This window comes from Nitrospira sp. Nam74, assembly GCF_965152615.1.
The window spans coordinates 4721403-4740818 of sequence record NZ_OZ224220.1; the positions used below are offsets into that span (position 1 = coordinate 4721403).

At 56.7% G+C, this 19416-nt stretch carries 15 protein-coding genes; all 15 read right to left on the bottom strand.

Annotated elements, in window-relative coordinates; translation table 11 throughout:
- Positions 1–17 precede the first annotated feature (17 nt).
- Positions 18–2156: an ATP-binding protein gene (locus ACWHYZ_RS22295; RefSeq protein WP_447984862.1), complete on the bottom strand. Its 2139-nt coding sequence runs from the start codon at positions 2154–2156 to the stop codon at positions 18–20.
- A gap of 36 nt (positions 2157–2192) precedes the next feature.
- Positions 2193–3314 carry an ATP-binding protein gene (locus tag ACWHYZ_RS22300; protein ID WP_447984863.1) on the bottom strand — a complete coding sequence of 374 codons (1122 nt, stop codon included), beginning with the start codon at positions 3312–3314 and terminating at the stop codon, positions 2193–2195.
- Complete coding sequence (locus tag ACWHYZ_RS22305) at positions 3311–3718, bottom strand: anti-sigma regulatory factor (RefSeq protein ID WP_447984864.1); 408 nt, start codon at positions 3716–3718, stop codon at positions 3311–3313. The genes ACWHYZ_RS22300 and ACWHYZ_RS22305 overlap by 4 nt, the downstream gene beginning before the upstream one ends.
- Positions 3699–4088: an STAS domain-containing protein gene (locus tag ACWHYZ_RS22310; protein WP_447984865.1), complete on the bottom strand. Its 390-nt coding sequence runs from the start codon at positions 4086–4088 to the stop codon at positions 3699–3701. Before ACWHYZ_RS22310 ends, ACWHYZ_RS22305 begins: the two co-directional genes overlap by 20 nt.
- 127 nt (positions 4089–4215) lie before the next feature.
- Entirely contained in the window at positions 4216–5166 is a 951-nt protein-coding gene (locus tag ACWHYZ_RS22315; RefSeq protein ID WP_447984866.1) for an STAS domain-containing protein, read from the bottom strand.
- A 168-nt stretch (positions 5167–5334) separates the two neighbouring features.
- Positions 5335–6579, bottom strand: coding sequence for an acetate/propionate family kinase (locus ACWHYZ_RS22320; protein ID WP_447984867.1), 1245 nt, complete (start codon positions 6577–6579; stop codon positions 5335–5337).
- 116 nt (positions 6580–6695) lie between these two features.
- Positions 6696–7619: an MlaA family lipoprotein gene (locus ACWHYZ_RS22325; RefSeq protein ID WP_447984868.1), complete on the bottom strand. Its 924-nt coding sequence runs from the start codon at positions 7617–7619 to the stop codon at positions 6696–6698.
- Between the two features lie 439 nt (positions 7620–8058).
- On the bottom strand, positions 8059–9246 hold the full coding sequence (locus ACWHYZ_RS22330; RefSeq protein ID WP_447984869.1) for a methyltransferase domain-containing protein: 1188 nt from the start codon (positions 9244–9246) through the stop codon (positions 8059–8061).
- 257 nt (positions 9247–9503) lie between these two features.
- Positions 9504–10940 (bottom strand): efflux transporter outer membrane subunit, encoded by a 1437-nt coding sequence (locus tag ACWHYZ_RS22335; RefSeq protein WP_447984870.1) that lies wholly within the window; start codon positions 10938–10940, stop codon positions 9504–9506.
- Positions 10882–14133, bottom strand: a complete 3252-nt coding sequence (locus ACWHYZ_RS22340; RefSeq protein ID WP_447984871.1) for an efflux RND transporter permease subunit — start codon at positions 14131–14133, stop codon at positions 10882–10884. Before ACWHYZ_RS22340 ends, ACWHYZ_RS22335 begins: the two co-directional genes overlap by 59 nt.
- The gene (locus tag ACWHYZ_RS22345; RefSeq protein WP_447984872.1) at positions 14130–15356 is read right to left on the bottom strand and encodes an efflux RND transporter periplasmic adaptor subunit; all 1227 of its coding nucleotides are present in this window, start codon (positions 15354–15356) and stop codon (positions 14130–14132) included. The genes ACWHYZ_RS22340 and ACWHYZ_RS22345 overlap by 4 nt, the downstream gene beginning before the upstream one ends.
- A 91-nt stretch (positions 15357–15447) precedes the next feature.
- A complete protein-coding gene (locus tag ACWHYZ_RS22350) occupies positions 15448–16347 on the bottom strand; it encodes an NmrA family NAD(P)-binding protein (RefSeq protein WP_447984873.1) in 900 nt (299 codons plus the stop codon).
- Positions 16348–16430: 83 nt separating this feature from the next.
- Complete coding sequence (locus ACWHYZ_RS22355) at positions 16431–16934, bottom strand: DoxX family protein (protein WP_447984874.1); 504 nt, start codon at positions 16932–16934, stop codon at positions 16431–16433.
- A gap of 386 nt (positions 16935–17320) precedes the next feature.
- Complete coding sequence (locus ACWHYZ_RS22360; protein WP_447987630.1) at positions 17321–17587, bottom strand: DUF2630 family protein; 267 nt, start codon at positions 17585–17587, stop codon at positions 17321–17323.
- 386 nt (positions 17588–17973) lie between these two features.
- The gene (locus tag ACWHYZ_RS22365) at positions 17974–19140 is read right to left on the bottom strand and encodes a zinc-dependent alcohol dehydrogenase (protein ID WP_447984875.1); all 1167 of its coding nucleotides are present in this window, start codon (positions 19138–19140) and stop codon (positions 17974–17976) included.
- Positions 19141–19416 lie beyond the last annotated feature (276 nt).

Below are 19416 nucleotides of genomic sequence, written 5' to 3' on the forward strand. Positions count from 1 at the left end.
AGTCCCCTCATTTTTCGTCACGCGCCTGTGGCAAGGCCGACGCGCTCGATCGCCTGGCGGACGGCAACCAGCAAGGCGTCTCGCGTTAAACTATGTTTGGGAAGAAATCCCGCGGCTTGCTGCAGCAGGCGTGCACGCGCTTCATCGTCGACAATTCGGGACGTGACGATGATCACGGGAATGCTTTGAGCCACAGGGTCATGTTTCAGCGACTCCAAGACCTCTACACCACTGAGGCCCGGCATCACCAGGTCGAGCACAATCACCTGAGGCAGGTGCTTCCGAGCCATGCGAAGGCCTTCCTCGCCGCTCACGGCTTCCATCACGGCATACCCCGAGTCCTTAAAGAGGCTCTTCAAAACGTATCGGGACGGCAGCTCGTCATCGATAATCAGCACGTGAGCGTCCGGCATCCGTCGAGTGCGCTGGGTGAGCTGACTCACGAGCCAGGAGCGATCCACCGGCTTGACGCAATAAGCATCAGCGCCGAGCGACAGTGCTTTTTGCTGATCTTCAATACTGGTCACGACCAGAATCGGAATATCTTTCGTGGCTCGATCGCTTTTGAGGCGGCTTAAAAAGAGCCATGCGTCTTCTCCGCGCAGGAGAATATCCAGAATAATCGCCCTTGGATGGACCGCGTCCAATGCATGTCGTGCTTCACTCAGCGTCCGGACCGGGAACAATTGAAAGTCGGTATGCTTTAAGTACTTCTCGTACAAGACAATGGTCCCGGCTTCATCTTCGACCAATAAGACGGGAATGCGGGACTGGTCGATCTCTGGAAGCGGAATCGGCTCTTCCGGCGTGCCGCGCTCGAGGTACACGCGCGGAAGGCACACGGAAAAGACGGATCCCATCCCCGATTGGCTCTGCACTGAAATGGTTCCGCTCAAGAGTTCGGCCAATTTTTTCGACAAGGGAAGGCCGAGGCCGGTCCCTTTGACGCGTCGCTGGATGGGATTATCGAGCTGGGTGAATTCCTGGAAGATTAGCTCGTGATCCTCCGGCGGAATGCCGATGCCGGTGTCGGCCACGGAGAAGGTTACGGTGTCGGTCTCCTGGGAGAACGCCGCGGTGAGGCGAACTTCTCCCTTGGTGGTAAATTTCAGGGCGTTCGATAAAAAATTACGAAGGATCTGCGAGACCTTCCCTTCGTCGGTCTGCATCATCGGAATGCCGTTTGGCTCTTCGATGATCAGTTGCACATCGGAATTGAGCAGGAGGGGACGCAGCATCCCGCGCAGCGCGCTGAACAGTGTGGCCACATCGCATTCTGCCGACCGGATCACCACCTTGCCCGCTTCTATTTTGGCAATGTCCAACAAATCGTTCACCAGTTCAAACAGATCGTCGGCTGACTGTTGGACATAGGTCAGTTGCCTGACCTGCTCCGACGTGAGAGGGCCGTCGGTTCTATCGAGGAGAATACGGCACAGGGCTTGGATCGAATTGAGCGGCGTGCGAAATTCATGGCTCATATTCGACAGAAACTTCGACTTCAATTCATCCGCCCGCCGAAGATGATCGGCTTTCTCGTCCAGTTCCGCATACAGCGCCACCACGCCGCGGTTCGTATCCTCGAGTTCGCGGTTGAGCTGAACCAATTGCTCTTGACGCCGCTCCACTTCTGCCAATGCGCGCAACAGCTCCTGGTTCTGCCGTTGCATTTCTTCGAAGGGATTTTCCGGCCGCGCCTGCGCCAAGCGGTCCAACAAGGATCCGAGGGCAGCCGGCTGAAGCGCCGGGGCTCCTTTGGGAAAGAGTTTGGTGAGCCACACGGTCGTTCCCGAACCGGCGGTTGATTCAATGCAGAACTGATCGACGAGCCGGCGCGCGCCGATGATGCCTAAGCCCATACCGGTCTTCGAGTGATATTGGCCGTCCAGAATTTCCTGAAGGTTCGCGATACCTGACCCTGAATCGGAGACTTTGACGCGAAAGAGCTGGGGGGCCGTTTTGCCTTCGACAAAAAACTCGACCTTTCCAGCGTGCGCGTACTGAAAGACATTACGAGCCAGCTCCGACACTGCAGTCGCCATGCGAGTCTGCTCTTCAGTAGTGAATCCAAGCAATGAGGCAATGTGTCGGGCGCGCTGCCGCGCGAGGACGACGTCATGCTGATACTGAATCACTACCGTGAAGAGAGGAGTCATGGAGAGTCGATCCTCAATTAAAAAGTGCAGTACCTTTCATATTCGCCTTTGCGGCGACCGAACTTGCTTTGCCACCACGACCGTCACATCGTCCCGCCCGCGATCGTGGTCTCGGTAGAGCACGCTCGCAATGACCGTCGGATGCCGCTGATACAGTCCCGGGTATTCATCGATGTTCCAATGGGAGCCTAAGCCGTCCGAATGCAACACTAACAGTGCGTCATCCGACCAAGGGTAATTGAATTCCGTGATCTTTCGCATTTCGACGCCCGCCGTGCCGTTCAAGGACACCATATTTCTCGTTCCGGCGGCGGACACCACCGCTCCCGCAATGTTTCCCACACCGGCGAATCGGACGGTCTGGCGCCCCAGGTCAATATCGGCAACCGCTACCGCTGCCCCACGGGTGCTGCGCAACCCGGCGTGGATTACCTCCAATAACCGGGGCAGCGTCCGGGTGCCCGCCGTCCCGAACAGTCGAGCAGCTTGCATGGCGGCATCCGAGGCAAGAGGGCCATGCCCAAGACCATCTGCCACGAAAAGTTGCCATTGGCCTCCCTGCTCAGTCGCGTTCCAGTGATCGCCGCACACGTCTTCACCCTTTTTCGGCTTGGTGATCGCTCCTATTTCCAGAGCTTTCATCCGCGAAACAGACGGTAAGGGAGCGGAGAAGAGACACGACAACACGACCGTGCCTTGACCCGGCCGTGAAAAGAGATCAAATCCATCAGACAGCCGCCGAACCGCTCCAAGACCCGTGCCGGAACTGCCGGCCGTGGAATAGCCATCGCTCAAACATTGCCCAGCATTGGCAATACCGGGACCTTTATCTACCGAAACAATTTCCAACCGGTCCGCCCCTGCCGTGTCGCGCGCCATCTGAAGGTACATTTCCCCGCCACCGCCGTGCTTGACCAGATTCGTCCCGAGCTCGGTCGCAATAAGCGCCGCCTTTTCAGCGAGCGTGTCAGAGAATCCATTGCGTCGAGCAAGGTCGGCTGCCGCGCGCCTGGCGCCCGGCACTTGGCTGGAATCCGTAATCAAGATCCACATCGAATGGAACGGCGTGAAGTTCTCCAACTCGGAGACCGCCTCCTGCTGGAAGGGGGAGCCGGCGTCTTTCTCGATCACAGTATCCTCTCCGGAATTCGGGCTCATTTCCATCTCGTGATCATAACTCGTGTTCCTTCGCCGACACGCGAGTCAATCTGAAATTCGTTGACCAATCGCTTCGCGCCGCTTAATCCCAATCCTAGTCCGTTCCCCGAGGTAAATCCATCTTGTAAGGCTTGCTCGATGTCGGCAATGCCGGGCCCCTTATCTTCGAACGTCAGCCGAATGCCGCTTTTGGCATGATGGGTAATGAATTCCAGGTAAACAGTCCCCTCTCCACCACCATGGTCGAGGATGTTGCGGGCCAATTCGCTCGCAGCCGTCACCATCTTTGTTTGCTCCACCAGGGTGAAGCCGATCTCGACGGACCTCGCACGGACCCACTGCCGCATGCGAACGATATCTTCCGACGACTGGATCGGAATCGATTCAGTCACGGACAACGGCACCGTTCGCTTCCTTTCGTTCGATCGACTCTCGAAGCAATTCCATGCCCTTGTCCACATTGAGCGCCGTTCGCACCCCGGTGAGCGACAACCCTAATTCGACCAGCGTAATCGCGACAGCCGGTTGCATGCCGACCACGACGGTTTCTGCATCAAGGATCCGCGACATCGACGCAATGCTACCCAGCATGCGTCCAATAAAGGAGTCCACTACGTCCAACATCGAAATGTCGATCATTACGCCGCGTGCATGCGTCTTGACGATCATATCGGTGACGTCATTTTGCAACGTCATCGCCAAACGATCGTGCATATCCACTTGAATCGTGACCAGGAGAAACTCGCCCAGCTTGAGAATCGGAATGCGTTCCATGAGGCCCCTTCCATCAGTGCGAGGGTTGAATTCCGAGTGAGAGATGATACGGATCCAGAGTCCAATAATCCGGCGATGGGTGCATGAGAACGGATAGCACCGTCACTCCATCTGGTGCCTCAGCATGCTACATATCATGCGAACGACCGCCGCGTGGTGCCCCTTTAGGATGTCCAGGATTGCCGTTGCCGAGGTTCGAAGGCGCCGAGTCCGTACTCACGGCGCTTTTTCTGACGACGTACCCTGTACGCTGAAAGGCGATGGAGAGGGCATCGGAGAGCGTCGCCTTGGTGATCACGTCCTTAAGATCCACGCCGAGATGGACGATGGTCTGAGCAATTTGGGGCCGGATGCCGCTGATAATGCAATCTGCCCCCATGAGCCGGGCGGCGGCGACAGTCTTGAGTAGATGTTGCGCCACTAACGTATCGACAATCGGAACACCGGTAATGTCGATGATCGCAATGGCCGAACCGGTCTCCACGATTTTCTCCAGCAGGTTTTGCATGACGACCTGTGTCCGCTCGCTGTCCAGGGTACCGATCAACGGAAGGGCCAGCACCCCATCCCACAACCGGACGACCGGCGTGGAGAGTTCCATGAGTTCACGTTGCTGTCGGACAATCAACTCCTCGCGGCCTTTTTGATAAGCGTCAGTGGTCAACAGCGCCAGTTGGTCGAGCAGGTCCGTCGCATTCCAGACCTCTCTCGACAAACCGTCCGCATCTTTACTGTACTCCTGATGAAGGCGATCGAAAATCGGTTGTTTCAAGGACAAGACAAACGTGGCGGTCTCGGACGGAGTGAACCCCTGACGCGCACGCGATGCGGATATGTCGCACAGGAAGCCCTTCAGCGCAGCCCACTCTTGTCGGTCCAAATCGGCGGCGGTGCCGCGGTGGGTGGCTTCAGACAAGAGCCTGATGAACTCTGTGGACTGTTGACGCAGTTCCGATTCCTTCATCAAATCGCTTCGCAATGTCGTCGCCGACAATTGATGCGTCAGCCATTCTTTCAGCACGTCCTGTTCACACGTTTTTAGAATGTCCGGTATCCTGCTCTTTGGTACTGCACTCATGCCTGTCACCCTCCTCTGCTAGAGTCCCGGATACTTCCTTCGACAAAGAGCCTACCTTGTACCAGAGACGCCGACAAAATGATGTAGGCCTGAAGGTTACGTATAAGTACTTCTTCTAGGTACACATTGAGGTTCCATGCAATACCCTCAAGGCGCGCACGGAACCTATCATGCTCGGATGGATTGCAGGCAGACCACCGTTTCGCGGGCGATGGCAGCTTCTTCGTCAACCCCGATGACATAGACCGGCAGGGAGGCCGAATCAGCACTGATTTTCATCACTTGACCAGGCTGTGGGTTCTCAGCCGAGGCATTCCGTTCCGGATCCAGTACCAGGCCGCACCAGGCCATCCCGGCACAGATCCGCGCCCGAATCGCCGCAGCATGCTCACCGATGCCACCGCCGAAGACTATGGCATTGGAGCCGCCCAGGACAGCCAGATAGGCGCCGATGTATTTCCGCACCCGATAACAGAAGAGATCGAGCGCGAGGGCAGCTTGTGGATGTCCCTCTTGTTCGGCCTTCAGCAGATCCCGAACGTCGTGCGAGAGCCCCGAGACTCCGAGCAACCCTGATTGTTGATTCAACCACTGCTCGACCGTTTGAGGATCTACGCCTTCCCGACGCGATAGATAGGCCACGACGGCCGGATCGATGTCGCCGGACCGCGTTCCCATCACCAATCCCTCTAACGGCGTCATGCCCATCGAGGTATCGATGGATCGGCCGCCCCGGATGGCTGCCGCCGAGCAGCCGTTTCCCAACTGAAGGGTGATCAGTTTCACCTGGTCGAGCAAATGGCCGGTCGCCGCAGCATAACTCGTAGCGAGCGCGGCATGGGCGATGCCGTGAAAGCCATAGCGTCGGATGCGATGTCGTGCCGCAAGGTCGGTCGGGATGGCATAGGTCGACCCCGTTGCCGGCATAGCCGCGTGAAAAGCCGTATCGAAGACGGCGACCATCGGCACCTCCGCTGTCAGAAGAGAGCGGCTGACCCGTATCACGGCAAGACCTGGAGGATTGTGCAGCGGAGCCAGCTCATTGAGCCGCTCGAGTTCGGTGATTATGCTATCAGTGACACGCACCGGCTGGCTGAAGCGATCCCCACCATGGACGACACGATGTCCCACCGCCTCAACGGAAGCCTTGTCAAATTGCTCAAAAACCCACCGGACGGCACCCTCATGGTCGCGAATTTCACGCTCTGCCGTCGCCGTATTACCGAAAATCTGTAGAGCAGCACGCTGGCCGATCCGGGTGATTGAGCCTGCTATCAGCGTCTGGAGCGTTGAGGTTTGAGAAGCGACATTTGATGATTGATTGATGTGGTGGTCCGACGAACGCGGGAGAGAAACGTCACACAACCGGAACTTGAGCGAGGAACTGCCGCTATTGAGGACAAGTACTCGCACTGTTAAGTCCTTTGTCCAGAGGGCTGTGCGGGGTTCCGCCAAAAGGCACTTCGGTTGGGTCAGTCGGTCACATGATTGTACCACTCAGCGCTCGTCGCTGAGGACCGAACCTCTCGCTACTCCTTGATAGACTGCGCTCGCTTCTGCAGATAGGCATTGCGGATAGTAGCGTAGAGATCGACCGTTGAGTCTTCTACGCCTTGAAAGTTTTCCAGATTGATGGAGCGCTCATTGATCACGTCTACTGTGCGGGTTCCGAACTGAAGCGCTGTGATGGTGTTGCGATGCGTGTGCCCGATCAGGGCAGGTGCGTTGTTTATTTGAATGGACGGGAACACCAAATAGTTGATGGGGTCCAAAAAAATGTCCCCGATATAGCCGACCAAATCACGAACCGTCGTCACAAATGGCGGGATTGGAAGCACGAGATACCGGCCGGGTTTGACTCCATACCTGCCCAACGTCTGGCCAAAATCTTCATCCGTCGTTTCCCAGCCAAATACTTCTTTCGCAAAATCCAGGTATCCTGCCAAGCCTAAAGTGCTGTTTACGAGAAAACGGCCCATCTCGATGCTGGCTCCTTTGAACTTGCCCTGGAAGAGATTGTTCATAAAGCGCGGCATAAAGCGGGCATTGTGAAAAAACCGCCGAATGCCTAGTTCGATCTCATCCGGCACGACCTTATCATAGACCGTCGCCACCGGCTTTAAGAGATACTTATCTACCTTCCGGTTAAAGTTGAAAATGGCGACGTTAAACGGCTCCCATGGATCGTATTCTTCTACTTGCTCGGACTCTTCCCCTGGCTTTTGGAACGGGTCGTACAGATCGTCGACGGCCTGTTCCTCCTGGCTGCCTTGCTTGGGAGGCGGTTCAGCACGCGGAGGTTCTTTTTCTGCAGCCACCAAGGCGGCCGGAGCGGCAGGACTATCGGCACTCCGCGCTCCGTCAACATCAGACTCCAAGGCAAGAGCTCGATCTATCTGTCCACGGTCGATGATCCGGATGGGATCATTACCGTCAGCTGTCCCAAGAGACATCGAGGCTGAAGGCGTTCGCGTCAGAGGATCGAGGGAAGACTCAGACCATCCTGCACAGCCGGCTAAGTGAACCGCAACCGAGAGTAATAACGCCCTGCAGATTACCGCACCTGCCCATCTTTGCACTCCATCCTCCGCTCGCGTGATGCCATTGAATTGCCGCGGCACTCTATCAGAATAGAGCAGTACTGAAAAGCCTTATGTATTCACGGGAGAGCCTTGTGCTCTGGAGAGTCCGTAAACTGAACCACACCTGCGCCAGAATATATGCAAATAAAATTCCAAACAGTCTTTCAGATTCCGCTCAAGGCTAATTTCTATCACTGGCGGCATTATCCAGACGCACGATCTTGCCATGTATGGAGGCTGAAGAAGGGAACAAGCGCCTGTACCACTGGACCAAGGCTGGGACTAATGAGTCACTGAGCCCAGGGCTAGTCTAGCAGCAGGCGCCATCGGGAGTGCACGCCGCCGCCGTTCCAGACATGCCATGGCTGGCCCGATTGATCACGGCAAAATGGGAACGATAGGACTCTGATTGCAGGACCTTGAAGCTTTTGGAGCAGATTTCTAATGACTGTCCCCGTGAATAGACATGATGATCGTCATCGTGCACTTCTACAAACGGCCCGGTGAGGATAGCAAAGTCACCCTTCCACACACAGGGAGCGTCTTCAGGCAGGATGGCGGTCAAGCGTGGGTCCGACGCATGCAGCAACAGCGGCTGGTCTGTCAGGAAAAAGAGATCGCGGAATGGCGGAGTTTGCAGTAACTGGAGCGAGCGATGATCGAGCGCTCGCGAAATTCCTCGCTCATAGGTATGCCGAAGTTCATCTGTGACACGGCGGAATGGTCCTCGGAGCGTGACAAAGCCGGCGCTCTTTGCGTGATCAGAGACGGGTAATTTGTAGCCGGTTAATGTCATAGACACAAAATGGAGTCCATCAACGATTTGCCATGGGGTAAATTTGACCTGATGGATGCCCAGGAATCCCGCCTCGAACAGGCCAGTCATATAGTCACGGACCTGCAAGGCGCCGGAGAGGCAATTCCCCCATTTCTCCGTATCATAGAGAAGGTAATTGGGCACGGGTTGATCAGCCACAATATCTGAAATCGTGAACCGACCGCCTGGCTTTAGGACTCGGTACATTTCCCCGAAGACCTTTCGTTTATCAGGAGCAAGATTAATCACGCAGTTGGAGATGATCAGATCGATGGTCTGATCTTCGACTGGCATCGCTTCCGCTTGTCCTTTACGAAATTCAACATTCGATGTGGTATAGCCAAGATTGGCGGCAACGGTCGCAGCATGTTGGCGGGCAATAGTCAGCATGGTCTCTGTCATATCGATGCCAATCACACGACCATGAGGACCGACACGCCGCGAGGCTTCGAAGCAATCAATGCCTCCCCCTGATCCAATATCTAAAACGGTTTCACCAGGGCGTACTGTGTCGAGTCCAGCAGGCGTTCCACAACCGTATGAGATACGCAACACTTCTTCGGGAATGAAGGACCGAAGGTCTTGAAGGTTATAGCCAGTCGGACAACACATCTGCTCACCCGTCAACGCCGCACGGGCATAGCGTTCGCTCACCGCTCGAACAATCTGTTTATCAGGCATATTTGACATGTTAATTCTTAGCGCCTATGCACGGGAGGTCGTGCCGAACCAACCGGATGTTGTCCCTCCGCATGGGAGCGTGATTGCAATGCGGGCCACACTATCACAACAGCGTAGCCTTCCGTATGCATGCAGAGCGAACGCGTCGGACTTCAGGCACCGCGTGATGCCGGTCATCCAACGTTGTTGCTCTGTAGTCCGTAACCATCGCATCAACCTGACATTCCCTAAATCGGCTTGAGCCGGCGTTACGATGATTATCCTTTGGTCCTGAGGGCAAGGCTCGGTTCTGCCGGCCTTGTCCCGTTCGGTGGCCAGCCGCCACCCAAGGCCTTGTAGAGTTGCACGATCGAAACAAGATGCAAGCGGTGCGTGCCCGTGAGCGACAATTCCGCATCGAACAGATTTCGCTGCGCGATCAGCACATCCAGATAATTCGCAAGCCCCCCTTTGTAGCGAAGATTGGCCAGCCGTAAGGCAGATCGTAACGCCTCGACCTGCTCGGCTTGCGCATCACGCTGTACGCGGGCGGTCCGTACTGCCACCAGGGCGTCTTCGACTTCCCGAAACGCCACCAGAATCGATTGCTCGTATTGAGCCAGCACCTGTCTAGCCTGCGCTTCAGCGGCCTCCTGTTGAAATCCTAGGATGTTTGCATTGAACAGCGGGGCCGTTAGGCTCGGTCCCAGCACGCCGAATTCTCCTCCTGCGATACCGCCGACATCAAAGATCCTCGACAGCTTGGGATTTGCCACGCCAAGAATGCCGGTGAGAGAGAGCTTCGGAAACCGGTCGGCTTTCGCCATCCCGATTCTGGCGGTCGCCGCATGGAGCGTCTGCTCTGCCTGCACAATATCCGGACGGCGCTGCAACAGCTCCGATGGGAGGCCAGGCGGCACCGACGGCGGCACCACCTGTTCGGTCAACGATCGGCCGCGCGGGATCGCTTGAGAATGGCGCCCCAGCAGCACGCTGATCTGATTTTCTTTTTGGACCATCTGCCGCTCCAACTCGGCGGCCCGGGCCGCGGCGTTCGCCCGTTCCGCTTCGAACTGGTCGGCATCCAGTTTGGAAATGACGCCCTCCCGCAGCCGGGCTCTCGCAATTTTTACGGAGTCTTCCCAGGACTTCAGCGTGTTCTTCGCAATATCCAACTGCATGTCGAATTGCAGCAAATCGAAGTAGGCTTCCGCCACCCCGCTGACGAGTTGCAAAACGATGGCCCGCCGGTTCTCTTCTCTCGAAAACAATTCGGCACGGGCCGCCTCGTTCGACCGCCGGATGCGTCCCCAGATGTCGATCTCCCAGTTGAGATTCCCCTGAATGTAGTAGTTGAAAGGATTCGGAAACCCGGGCACCAGGAATCGAGTCATCCGCCCAAATGCGGGGGCATTGCCCTGCACGCTGAGTTGCGGGATGAAATCCGTTCGAGCGACCAGCAAGCGCGCGCCATACTCTTCTAGGGTGGCAATGGCCTGAGTCAAATCCTTATTCTCTTCCAAGGCAATACGGATCAGCTTCTGAAGCGTTTCATCCTGCAACAAATCCCACCAGGGCAGATTAGCCATAGAGGTTCTTTCGGCGTCTTCCGCCATGCGGAAGGAGTCCGGAGTGGGAAGGTCCGGTCGTGAATAGTCAGGGCCGACGGCGCACGACGTCAGCAGCATCGCGAGTATCGCGACTAGCATCGCCATTTCTGTCTCCTCCATATGAGGCCATCTCTTCTGAATCAATGGGCTGCGGCTCCGGCGGGCATGGCACCTCGGGAGGACCAGGCCGAACCGGCGTTAATTTCTCAATGAGTACAAAGAACAGCGGTACGAAAAAAATTGCCAAAAACGTCGCCGCCAGCATGCCGCCGAAGACGCCGATGCCGATGGAATGGCGGCTGGCAGCTCCTGCCCCGGTCGCCATGACCAGCGGCAACACGCCGCCGATAAACGCCATCGAGGTCATGATAATGGGCCGGAAGCGAAGTCTTGCAGCTTCGATCGCGGCCTCAACGACGGGCATGCCGTGCTCATACCGGCGTTTGGCAAATTCAACGATCAGGATGGCGTTCTTGGCAGACAGGCCAATGAGCGTGACCATGCCGATTTGAAAGTAAATGTCATTAGTCTGTCCGCTGACCCAGACGGCGAGCAAGGCACCGAAGACGCCGAAGGGCACGGCGAGAATGACGGCAAAGGGCACACTCCAACTCTCGTATTGTGCAGCCAGCACGAGAAACACCATGAGCAGACCGAACCCGAAGGCGAACATCGATTGCCCACCCACCTGATGCTCCTGGTAGGAAATCCCGCTGTAATCGAGCGAGTAGCCCTTGGGGTTCAACGCTTGCGCGGCCGCGCGATCGAGGGCCTCGAGCGCCTGCCCGGAACTATAGCCCGGCGCCGCAGCACCGAGGACCAGCGCCGTGTTGTAGCCATTGAAGTGAGTGACAGGATCCGGCCCGCTGGTATAGTGAGTTGTGACCACGGTATCGATCGGAATCATGATCGGTCCCTGCCTATTTTGGGGCCGCTGGGCGCGTACATAGATTTTCGAAATATCTTCCGGCCTGGAGCGGAACTCCGGCTCCGCCTCCGTCTGCACGCGGTAGACCCGGCCGAACTTCACAAAGTCATTGATATACAAATTCCCCCAGAAGGCCTGGAGCGAATCAAACACATCCGAAATGGGGACGCCAAGCGACTTGGCCCGTTCCCGGTCGATGTGCGCGTAGATGCGGGGTGAACTGACCCGAAAGCTCGTACTAATTCCGCCAATCGCCGGCTCTTGTCTTGCTTTCGCCAGAAACTCTTGCGTGACCGCGGCAAACTGTTTGAAATCGCCACCGCTGGGATCCTGCACTTGTGCAGAAAAACCGCCGGTCGCGCCGAGGCCCCGAATCGACGGCGCGTTAAAGGCCAAGATCATGGCTTCCGGAATTTTCGCGAACTCGGCGTACGCGGCGCCGATCAGCTCCTTGACGTGCTCCTTCCGCTCATCCCACAGACGGAGCGGCGTGAACATCGTGGCCGTATTGGAACCGCGTGTGCCGAATACAAAATTTTGTCCCACGAGCGCATCCGTGCTGTGGATCGCCGGAATGGAGAGAAAATACCGCTCGAGTTTACTCACTACGGCATCCGTACGTTCTTTAGAAGCTCCATCGGGAAGTTGCACGACGCTGATGAAGTAGCCTTGGTCTTCTTCGGGCAGGAAGCTGGTGGGAATGATGTTGAAGAGACCGAGTGCCGTCATGATCAGCACCACGAACACCGCAATCGACAGGGCGGAATGCTTCAGAACCCTACCCACATTGCCTGTGTAGCGCGCCTGCGTCCAGCTGAAAAACCTATTGAAGGTCCGGAAAAACGGACCGGACTGCCCGGCATGCCCAGGTTTGAGCAGAATCGCGGCGAGCGCAGGGCTGAGCGTGAGAGCCACCACGCCTGAAATGGCGACCGACATCGCGATCGTAATGGCGAACTGCTTGTAGAGCTGACCGGTAATGCCGCCTAAAAACCCGACCGGCACGAACACCGCAGCCAAGACCAGCACGATCGCAATCACGGGGCCCATGACTTCCTGCATTGCCCGCTTGGCCGCCTCCTTCGAGGAGCAACGTTCCTCGGCCATGTGCCGCTCAACGTTTTCGACAACGACGATGGCGTCATCGACCACCATACCGATTGCCAAGACCATTCCAAACAGCGTCAGCGTGTTGATGGAAAATCCCAGCGCTTCCATCCCTGCGAAAGTGCCGATCAATGACACCGGCACCGCGACGGCCGGGATAATCGTGGCACGCCATGTCTGTAGGAACAGGTAGACCACGAGAATGACGAGCACCATGGCCTCAGCCAGTGTTTTGACGACTTCTTTAATGGAAACTTCGATGAACCGCGTTGTGTCGTAAGGAATGTCGTAAGTCATGCCGGCCGGAAAGGTTTTGGCCAGCTCATCCATCTCATGCCGGATACGCCGCACGGTATCGAGTGCATTGGCACCCGGGGCCAGAAAGGTTAGGAGAAAGGTCGTTGGTTTACCCTTGAACCGTCCTTCCAAATCGTACGACTGTGCGCCAAGTTCAACCCTCGCCACATCTTTCAAGCGGACCATCGCTCCATCCGGCATCGCACGGACGATCATCTCTTCAAACTCTTTAGCGTCCGTCATGCGTCCCTGCGTGATGACCGGAATGGTCAGTTCCGTACCAGGGAGCGCCGGCTCACGGCCGACAATCCCGGCCGGAAAATCCCGGTTCTGCTCCCGGACCACGTCTGCAATATCGCTCGGGGTCAGACTGAGTTGGGCCATACGGACGGGGTCGAGGATAATCCGCATGCTGTAATTCTGCGCGCCGAAGACCATCGCATCGCCGACGCCTTCCAAACGCTTGACGTTATCGAGGATTCGGAGAATGGCGTAATTTGAAATAAACAAGGCGTCGTATCGAGGGTCTTTGGATTCCAGCGTCAGCACGGCGACGAGATCCGGCGACACTTTTTTGATCGTAATACCTCGGCGAATCACTTCCGGCGGAAGCTGCGGCTCCGCCAGTTTCTCACGATTCTGCGTCTGCACCGTTGCGATATCGACATCGGCGCCAATTTCGAACGTCAGTTTGATGGTGACGTGGCCGTCATTCGTGCTGGTGGAATCGTAATAGAGCAAATGATCGATGCCCGGCAATTGAACCTCAATCGGCCGTGCCACAGACTCGGCAATGACCTCGGCGCTTGCACCCGGGTAGTCGGCATCGATTTGGACGACCGGAGGCGTGATCTGCGGAAATTGCGCGACCGGCAGGGCCTGCATAGCGACCAAGCCGACGACCACGATGATGATCGAGAGGACAGACGAAAAAATGGGACGATCGATGAAGAAACGCGGGCTCACGGCGTGCCCTCCTTCTTCGTCTCCGCCGCCGCCCCGTCGACCGCCGTGTGAGATGGTTCGGAGCGTGGCATGGCCGGTAATCCTGACGACGCCACGACAACCGGTTTGACCTGGGCGCCTGGCGCCAATCGCTGCATACCATCCAACACGACCCGATCGCCGTCCCGGAGTCCTTCTTCGATCAGCCACTGGGTGCCTTGCCAGCCGGTGGCTTTCACATCGCGAATTTCGATCTTGTCGCCTTCTCCCAGCGCATAGACGAAGGGTCCCGTCGGCCCTTGCTGCACCGCTCGTTGCGGGACGAGGATGACGTCGGTTTTGACGGATCCTTTGAACCGCACTTTCATAAATTGTCCGGGGAGTAGCACCCGTTCGGGATTGGGAAACGACACGCGCGCTTCTCTCGATCCCGTGTCGACTCGTAAGCCCACATCTGCGAAATCCAGGACGCCGTCATGTGCGTAGCTGGTGCCGTCGGAAAACGTGATCGTGCCGCGTAGCTTATAGATGTCCGGTTCATGAATTCGCTTGGACGCAATGTCGCGTCGCCGTTTAAGCAGGAAGCTCTCCGGCACGCTGACGATCACGTACATGGGATCGACTTGATGGATGATCGTCAAGAGATCGGTCTGGGCGGTGACGAGACGGCCCTCATAATACCGGGTCCGCTCGATGAGGCCGGAAATCGGCGCGGTGATGAGCGTATTGTCCAAGTCGAACTTGGCCTTCACCAACTCGCCTTTTCCGCCTTCCAACGCCCCTCTCGCGTTCAATTCTTCGGCAATGGCATCATCAAGATCTTTTTGGCTGACCGCTTGTTCCTCGACCAGCGGTTTGACTCGATTCAGATTTTGTTTAGCCTGAATCAGACGCGCTTCGGCCTGTGAGACCTTTGCCTGCGCGCTCAGCACGGCGGCGCGAAATGGAATCGGGTCGATTTGATAAAGACGATCCCCTTTCTTGACGTCACGCCCTTCTTCATAGAACCGTTCTTTAATGGTACCGGTAACTTGTGACCGGATCTCAACCACCCGGGAGGCCTGGGCCTCACCGATAAACTCAGGCTCATCCGGAACGTTTTGAAGGCTGACGGTGACGACCTCAACCGTGGGAACTGGCGGAGGCTGGTTCGAGGCCGCTTCTTTCTTACAGCCGGGCAGGATCAGCATTCCTGCGCATAGAAACCACACCAGCAATACCAGGCGTCTCGGATGTCCAATCATGTTGAGCTCCTCAGGACCATCGACAAACTCGGAAAAGGACGGATATCCCCACAATCATGCCGTGTATCTCTTGGTGATCGTTCAGCGCGGTTCATGCAGCGGGGCCGCCCGCCCCGCACTCCAGTGAGGCGGACATCCAGTCGGACAGGGCCTCGGACAGCGTCACCAGGCCGCGAGGCCGACAGGCGCCGTTCCCTTCGTACGTGATGTAGCCATTCCCGAGTCCCGCGTACATCTCTTCAAATAACCTCGCCACGTCTTCCGAAAACCCCATCGCCGTGAACGTTGGTAGCGCCGCACTGAGTGGAAGTGGCTGCACTTTCACATGTCGATGGAGATGCGCGCCCATGACCGCCGCGACATCGTTTGGACTGTAGTCTTGTGGACCGGACAGTTCAAGAATTCTTCGTCCCTTTGGTTGATCGAGTAAGCATTCGGCCGCAATATGCCCGATATCACGGACCGCGATCATAGGGATCTTCCGACTCGGAGCCAGAAAAGAGGGCAACACGCCTTGCGACCGGGCTACGGGCAAGACGGGCGCCCAATTCTCCATGAAGTAGGGCGCCCGTACAACCGTCATGCTTTGCGCCACCGTGCCAAGGCGGCGTTCGGCATAGTGCAGCCCCCGAATAGGTCCGGTGTCTGTATTCAAATGCCCTCCGATTGATGAGAGCAAGACGATATGGCGAAGGCCGCTCGATTCAACGGCAGACGCGATAGCATCTGCTGCCACCTTGCAATCCTCGATATACTCCTTGGCCGTGTAGGTCGGCGGCATCAAAAAGTACCCGCCGCTGACACCTTTTAAGGCCTGCGTGAGCGCCGGAGTATCCTGCAACGAGGCCACCGCCACCTGCGCTCCTCTTGCCTTCCACGCATCGCCTTTTTCTGGGGTTCTCACAATCACGCGCACAGACTGCTTCCGTTCTAGGAGTGTCGCCGCCACGACCGACCCGGTCCGACCTGTGACCCCTGCGACGGCAAACATGATGGTGCTCCTTCCCCTACGGCTGACGAGCCGCTCTGTGTTCAGAAATGTTCCGGTAATATCAATGCACAGACCTTCTCACATTATCCAACGGCCTTGAATTCTTTGTTACCTCGCAGGCCTCGCTCGTCGGGCTGCCGACCCGAGATCCCTCGGGCGATCACGCCGTCAATCGACCATTTGCCTCCACCGGCGAGGACTAAGGCGGCGCTCATGCCGATCACGAGTAAATGGTACTCGAAGCCTTCTCCCTGTTGTCGACCGAACCAGTTCATAAAAAAGCCCTGAGGCCAGTGGCTTGTGGCGATCGCCCCCAGCATGATTACGATGAAGCTGGCGGCGGTAAACCGGGTTAGGAGCCCCGCGATGAGGGCTAGGCTTCCCAACGATTCTCCGATAATCACCAGAAACGCGACGAGCCACGGCAAATGCATCACGTCGGTAAAAAATCCCATCGTGCCGCTGAACCCGTTGCCGCCGAACCAACCGAACAGTTTCTGGGCTCCATGCGCAAACATCACCACACCGAGCGTGGCGCGAAGAACTAAACTCGCCCATGAGTCGTCTGTTTTAAATAACGCTTCCATGGTGCTTCTCCTTGTATGGGATCTCTCTCATGCTTATTGCCGCTTGTTAACGCAAGGACCATTCCAGGATCGAGATGATGCAGGAAATACAGCTAAGTTAGTGTAGCGTCATCCAAATGCTATCTCGGAGAAGAATCAAAGATGACGGTAATGGGGTCGGCGTGACGACGGGGGTGACGAAAGGTCGTCACTGACGAAGGATTTCGTCAGCGATGAAGGTTTAAGCGCCGCTTGTCTTACTGTTCAAATTTGGAAACGATGATGTCCATTAGAGAAATGGACAAAAACATCCCCTCGCCCTCAGCTCCGAGGTCTCTTCAATGCCCGGCAAACGGATCTTCTCAGAATCGTAGCACTCCCTTCCTCAGGCTAAGGTGGCTCCCGGGCTACTGCTCATATTTCTCGACGACCTCTGGTGGACGGACCCGCGCCTCGTTGGGATCACCGCCGGTGTGGCGAAGGGCTCGACGTTGCCGCAAGAGATCCCAGCACTGATCCAATTCCACATTAATTTTTGACAGGCGCTCGCGATCCGCATCGCTCATAGAATCCTGTCCATAAAGCCGATGCTCCTCAGAGATCAGGCCTTCAATATAGTTGAGGACCGGCCGATCGTTCGTGTCGTTGTCCATAGGATGCCCTCCTGCACTAATCTTGTGTATTGTGCGTCGATCGCGGGACCGCGAACTCCCACTCAAAGGGTGAAGGGAACACAGTGACTTGGCTCCCGCTGGTCAGCTTCGACTCTCATCTCTCGCGGCGGTTTAAATCGGGCTCCGGAGGATCCACACAGAACCTCGATCAATGGACGCTCCAGAACTTTTCACCAGGAGGGGAGAGGACGGGCGTAGCAGCCGGACGATATGGTGATGACGGGGTTTCGCAACAACGGACACGCCGCTACAGCGGAAGTTCATTACGGCAGTCTTTATAGGTGGCTTGTCCGGTAGTTGAACGAACAACGGCTTGCTTCGCCATACTTTCTCCTTCCGACCGCGTCAACACCGAGTTCCACCTTCGATGGTAAGCCATTTATGGTTTAAGGCTTGAGCACAACCTTAATACACTCGTCCTCCTTGTTCAGAAACATGTCGTAACCTTTGGGCGCTTCCTCCAGCGGCAAACGGTGCGTGATGATGAAACTCGGGTCGATGGTTCCGTTCTGAATCCTTTCCAGCAACGGACGCATGTAGCGCTGCACGTGTGCCTGGCCTGTCTTAATGGTGAGAGACCGGTTCATGATGGACCCCATAGGGAACTTGTCGATGAATCCGCCATACACGCCGATGACCGATACGGTCCCGGCATTTCGACAGCACATTATCGCCTCACGCAACGCGTGGGGCCGATCAGTTTCTAACATCATCGCTTGCTTTGCACGATCGTAGGCGCCGATGATTCCGGGCGCATGAGCCTCCATGCCGACGGCATCAATGCACGAGTCGGGTCCGCGTCCGCCGGTCATGTCCATGAGTGTGTCATAGACGTTCGCCTCTTCGTAATTGATCGTCTCCGCGCCGCCTTCCCTGGCCATGCGCAAGCGTTCGGGAAAGCGGTCGATGGCCACGACACGTTCGGCTCCCAGCAGGAACGCACTGCGAATCGCAAACTGACCCACCGGGCCGCACCCCCAAACGGCAATGGTGTCTCCCGGCTTGATGTTGCAATTCTCCGCCGCCATGTACCCGGTCGGGAAGATATCGGAAAGAAACAGGACCTTGTCGTCCGACAATCCGTCCGGAACCTTGATTGTTCCGACATCGGCAAACGGCACACGCACGTACTCGGACTGTCCCCCCGCGAAGCCGCCCAGCATGTGCGAGTACCCGTAGATGCCTGCAGGTGCATGCCCCATCATTTTTTCGACCATCCAGGCATTGGGGTTTGAATTCTCACAGAGGGAAAAGAGGTCTGCTTGACAGAAAAAGCACTTGCCGCACGAGATCGGGAACGATGCCACGACCCGGTCACCCACGCGTACGTTTTTCACCTCACTGGCCACCTCAACGACTTCACCCATAAATTCATGACCCAGAATGTCACCCTTTTCCATAGTCGGAATGAAGCCGTTGTACAGGTGCAGGTCCGAGCCGCAGATCGCTGTCGAGGTGATCTTGATGATCGCGTCATGTCGGTTAAGAATTTTCGGGTCGGGCACGTCTTCCACCCGCACGTCGTTCTTGCCATACCAACAGGTAGCTTTCATGACCTATCTCCTTTCAGCAGTCAGAGACGTGCAATCACGTATGTAGAACCGGGGCCCGCTTCAGTGCAGTGTCACGCTTCCCCCGTGACGTGCGCCGGAGGGCGGTTGGCTGTTCGGTAGTTGATCGTCCGTTTCGCCTCATCTCTTGGATCGCCATGTTATCGTCCCCCTTCAATGCGCCGCCTGGAAGATCGTTTGACCCCGGTGCCGTGGCGCGCCGAGTCCTTCCCTTATTTATGATAGGGATCCGTCCGGCGCTATCGGGGGAAGACTCAA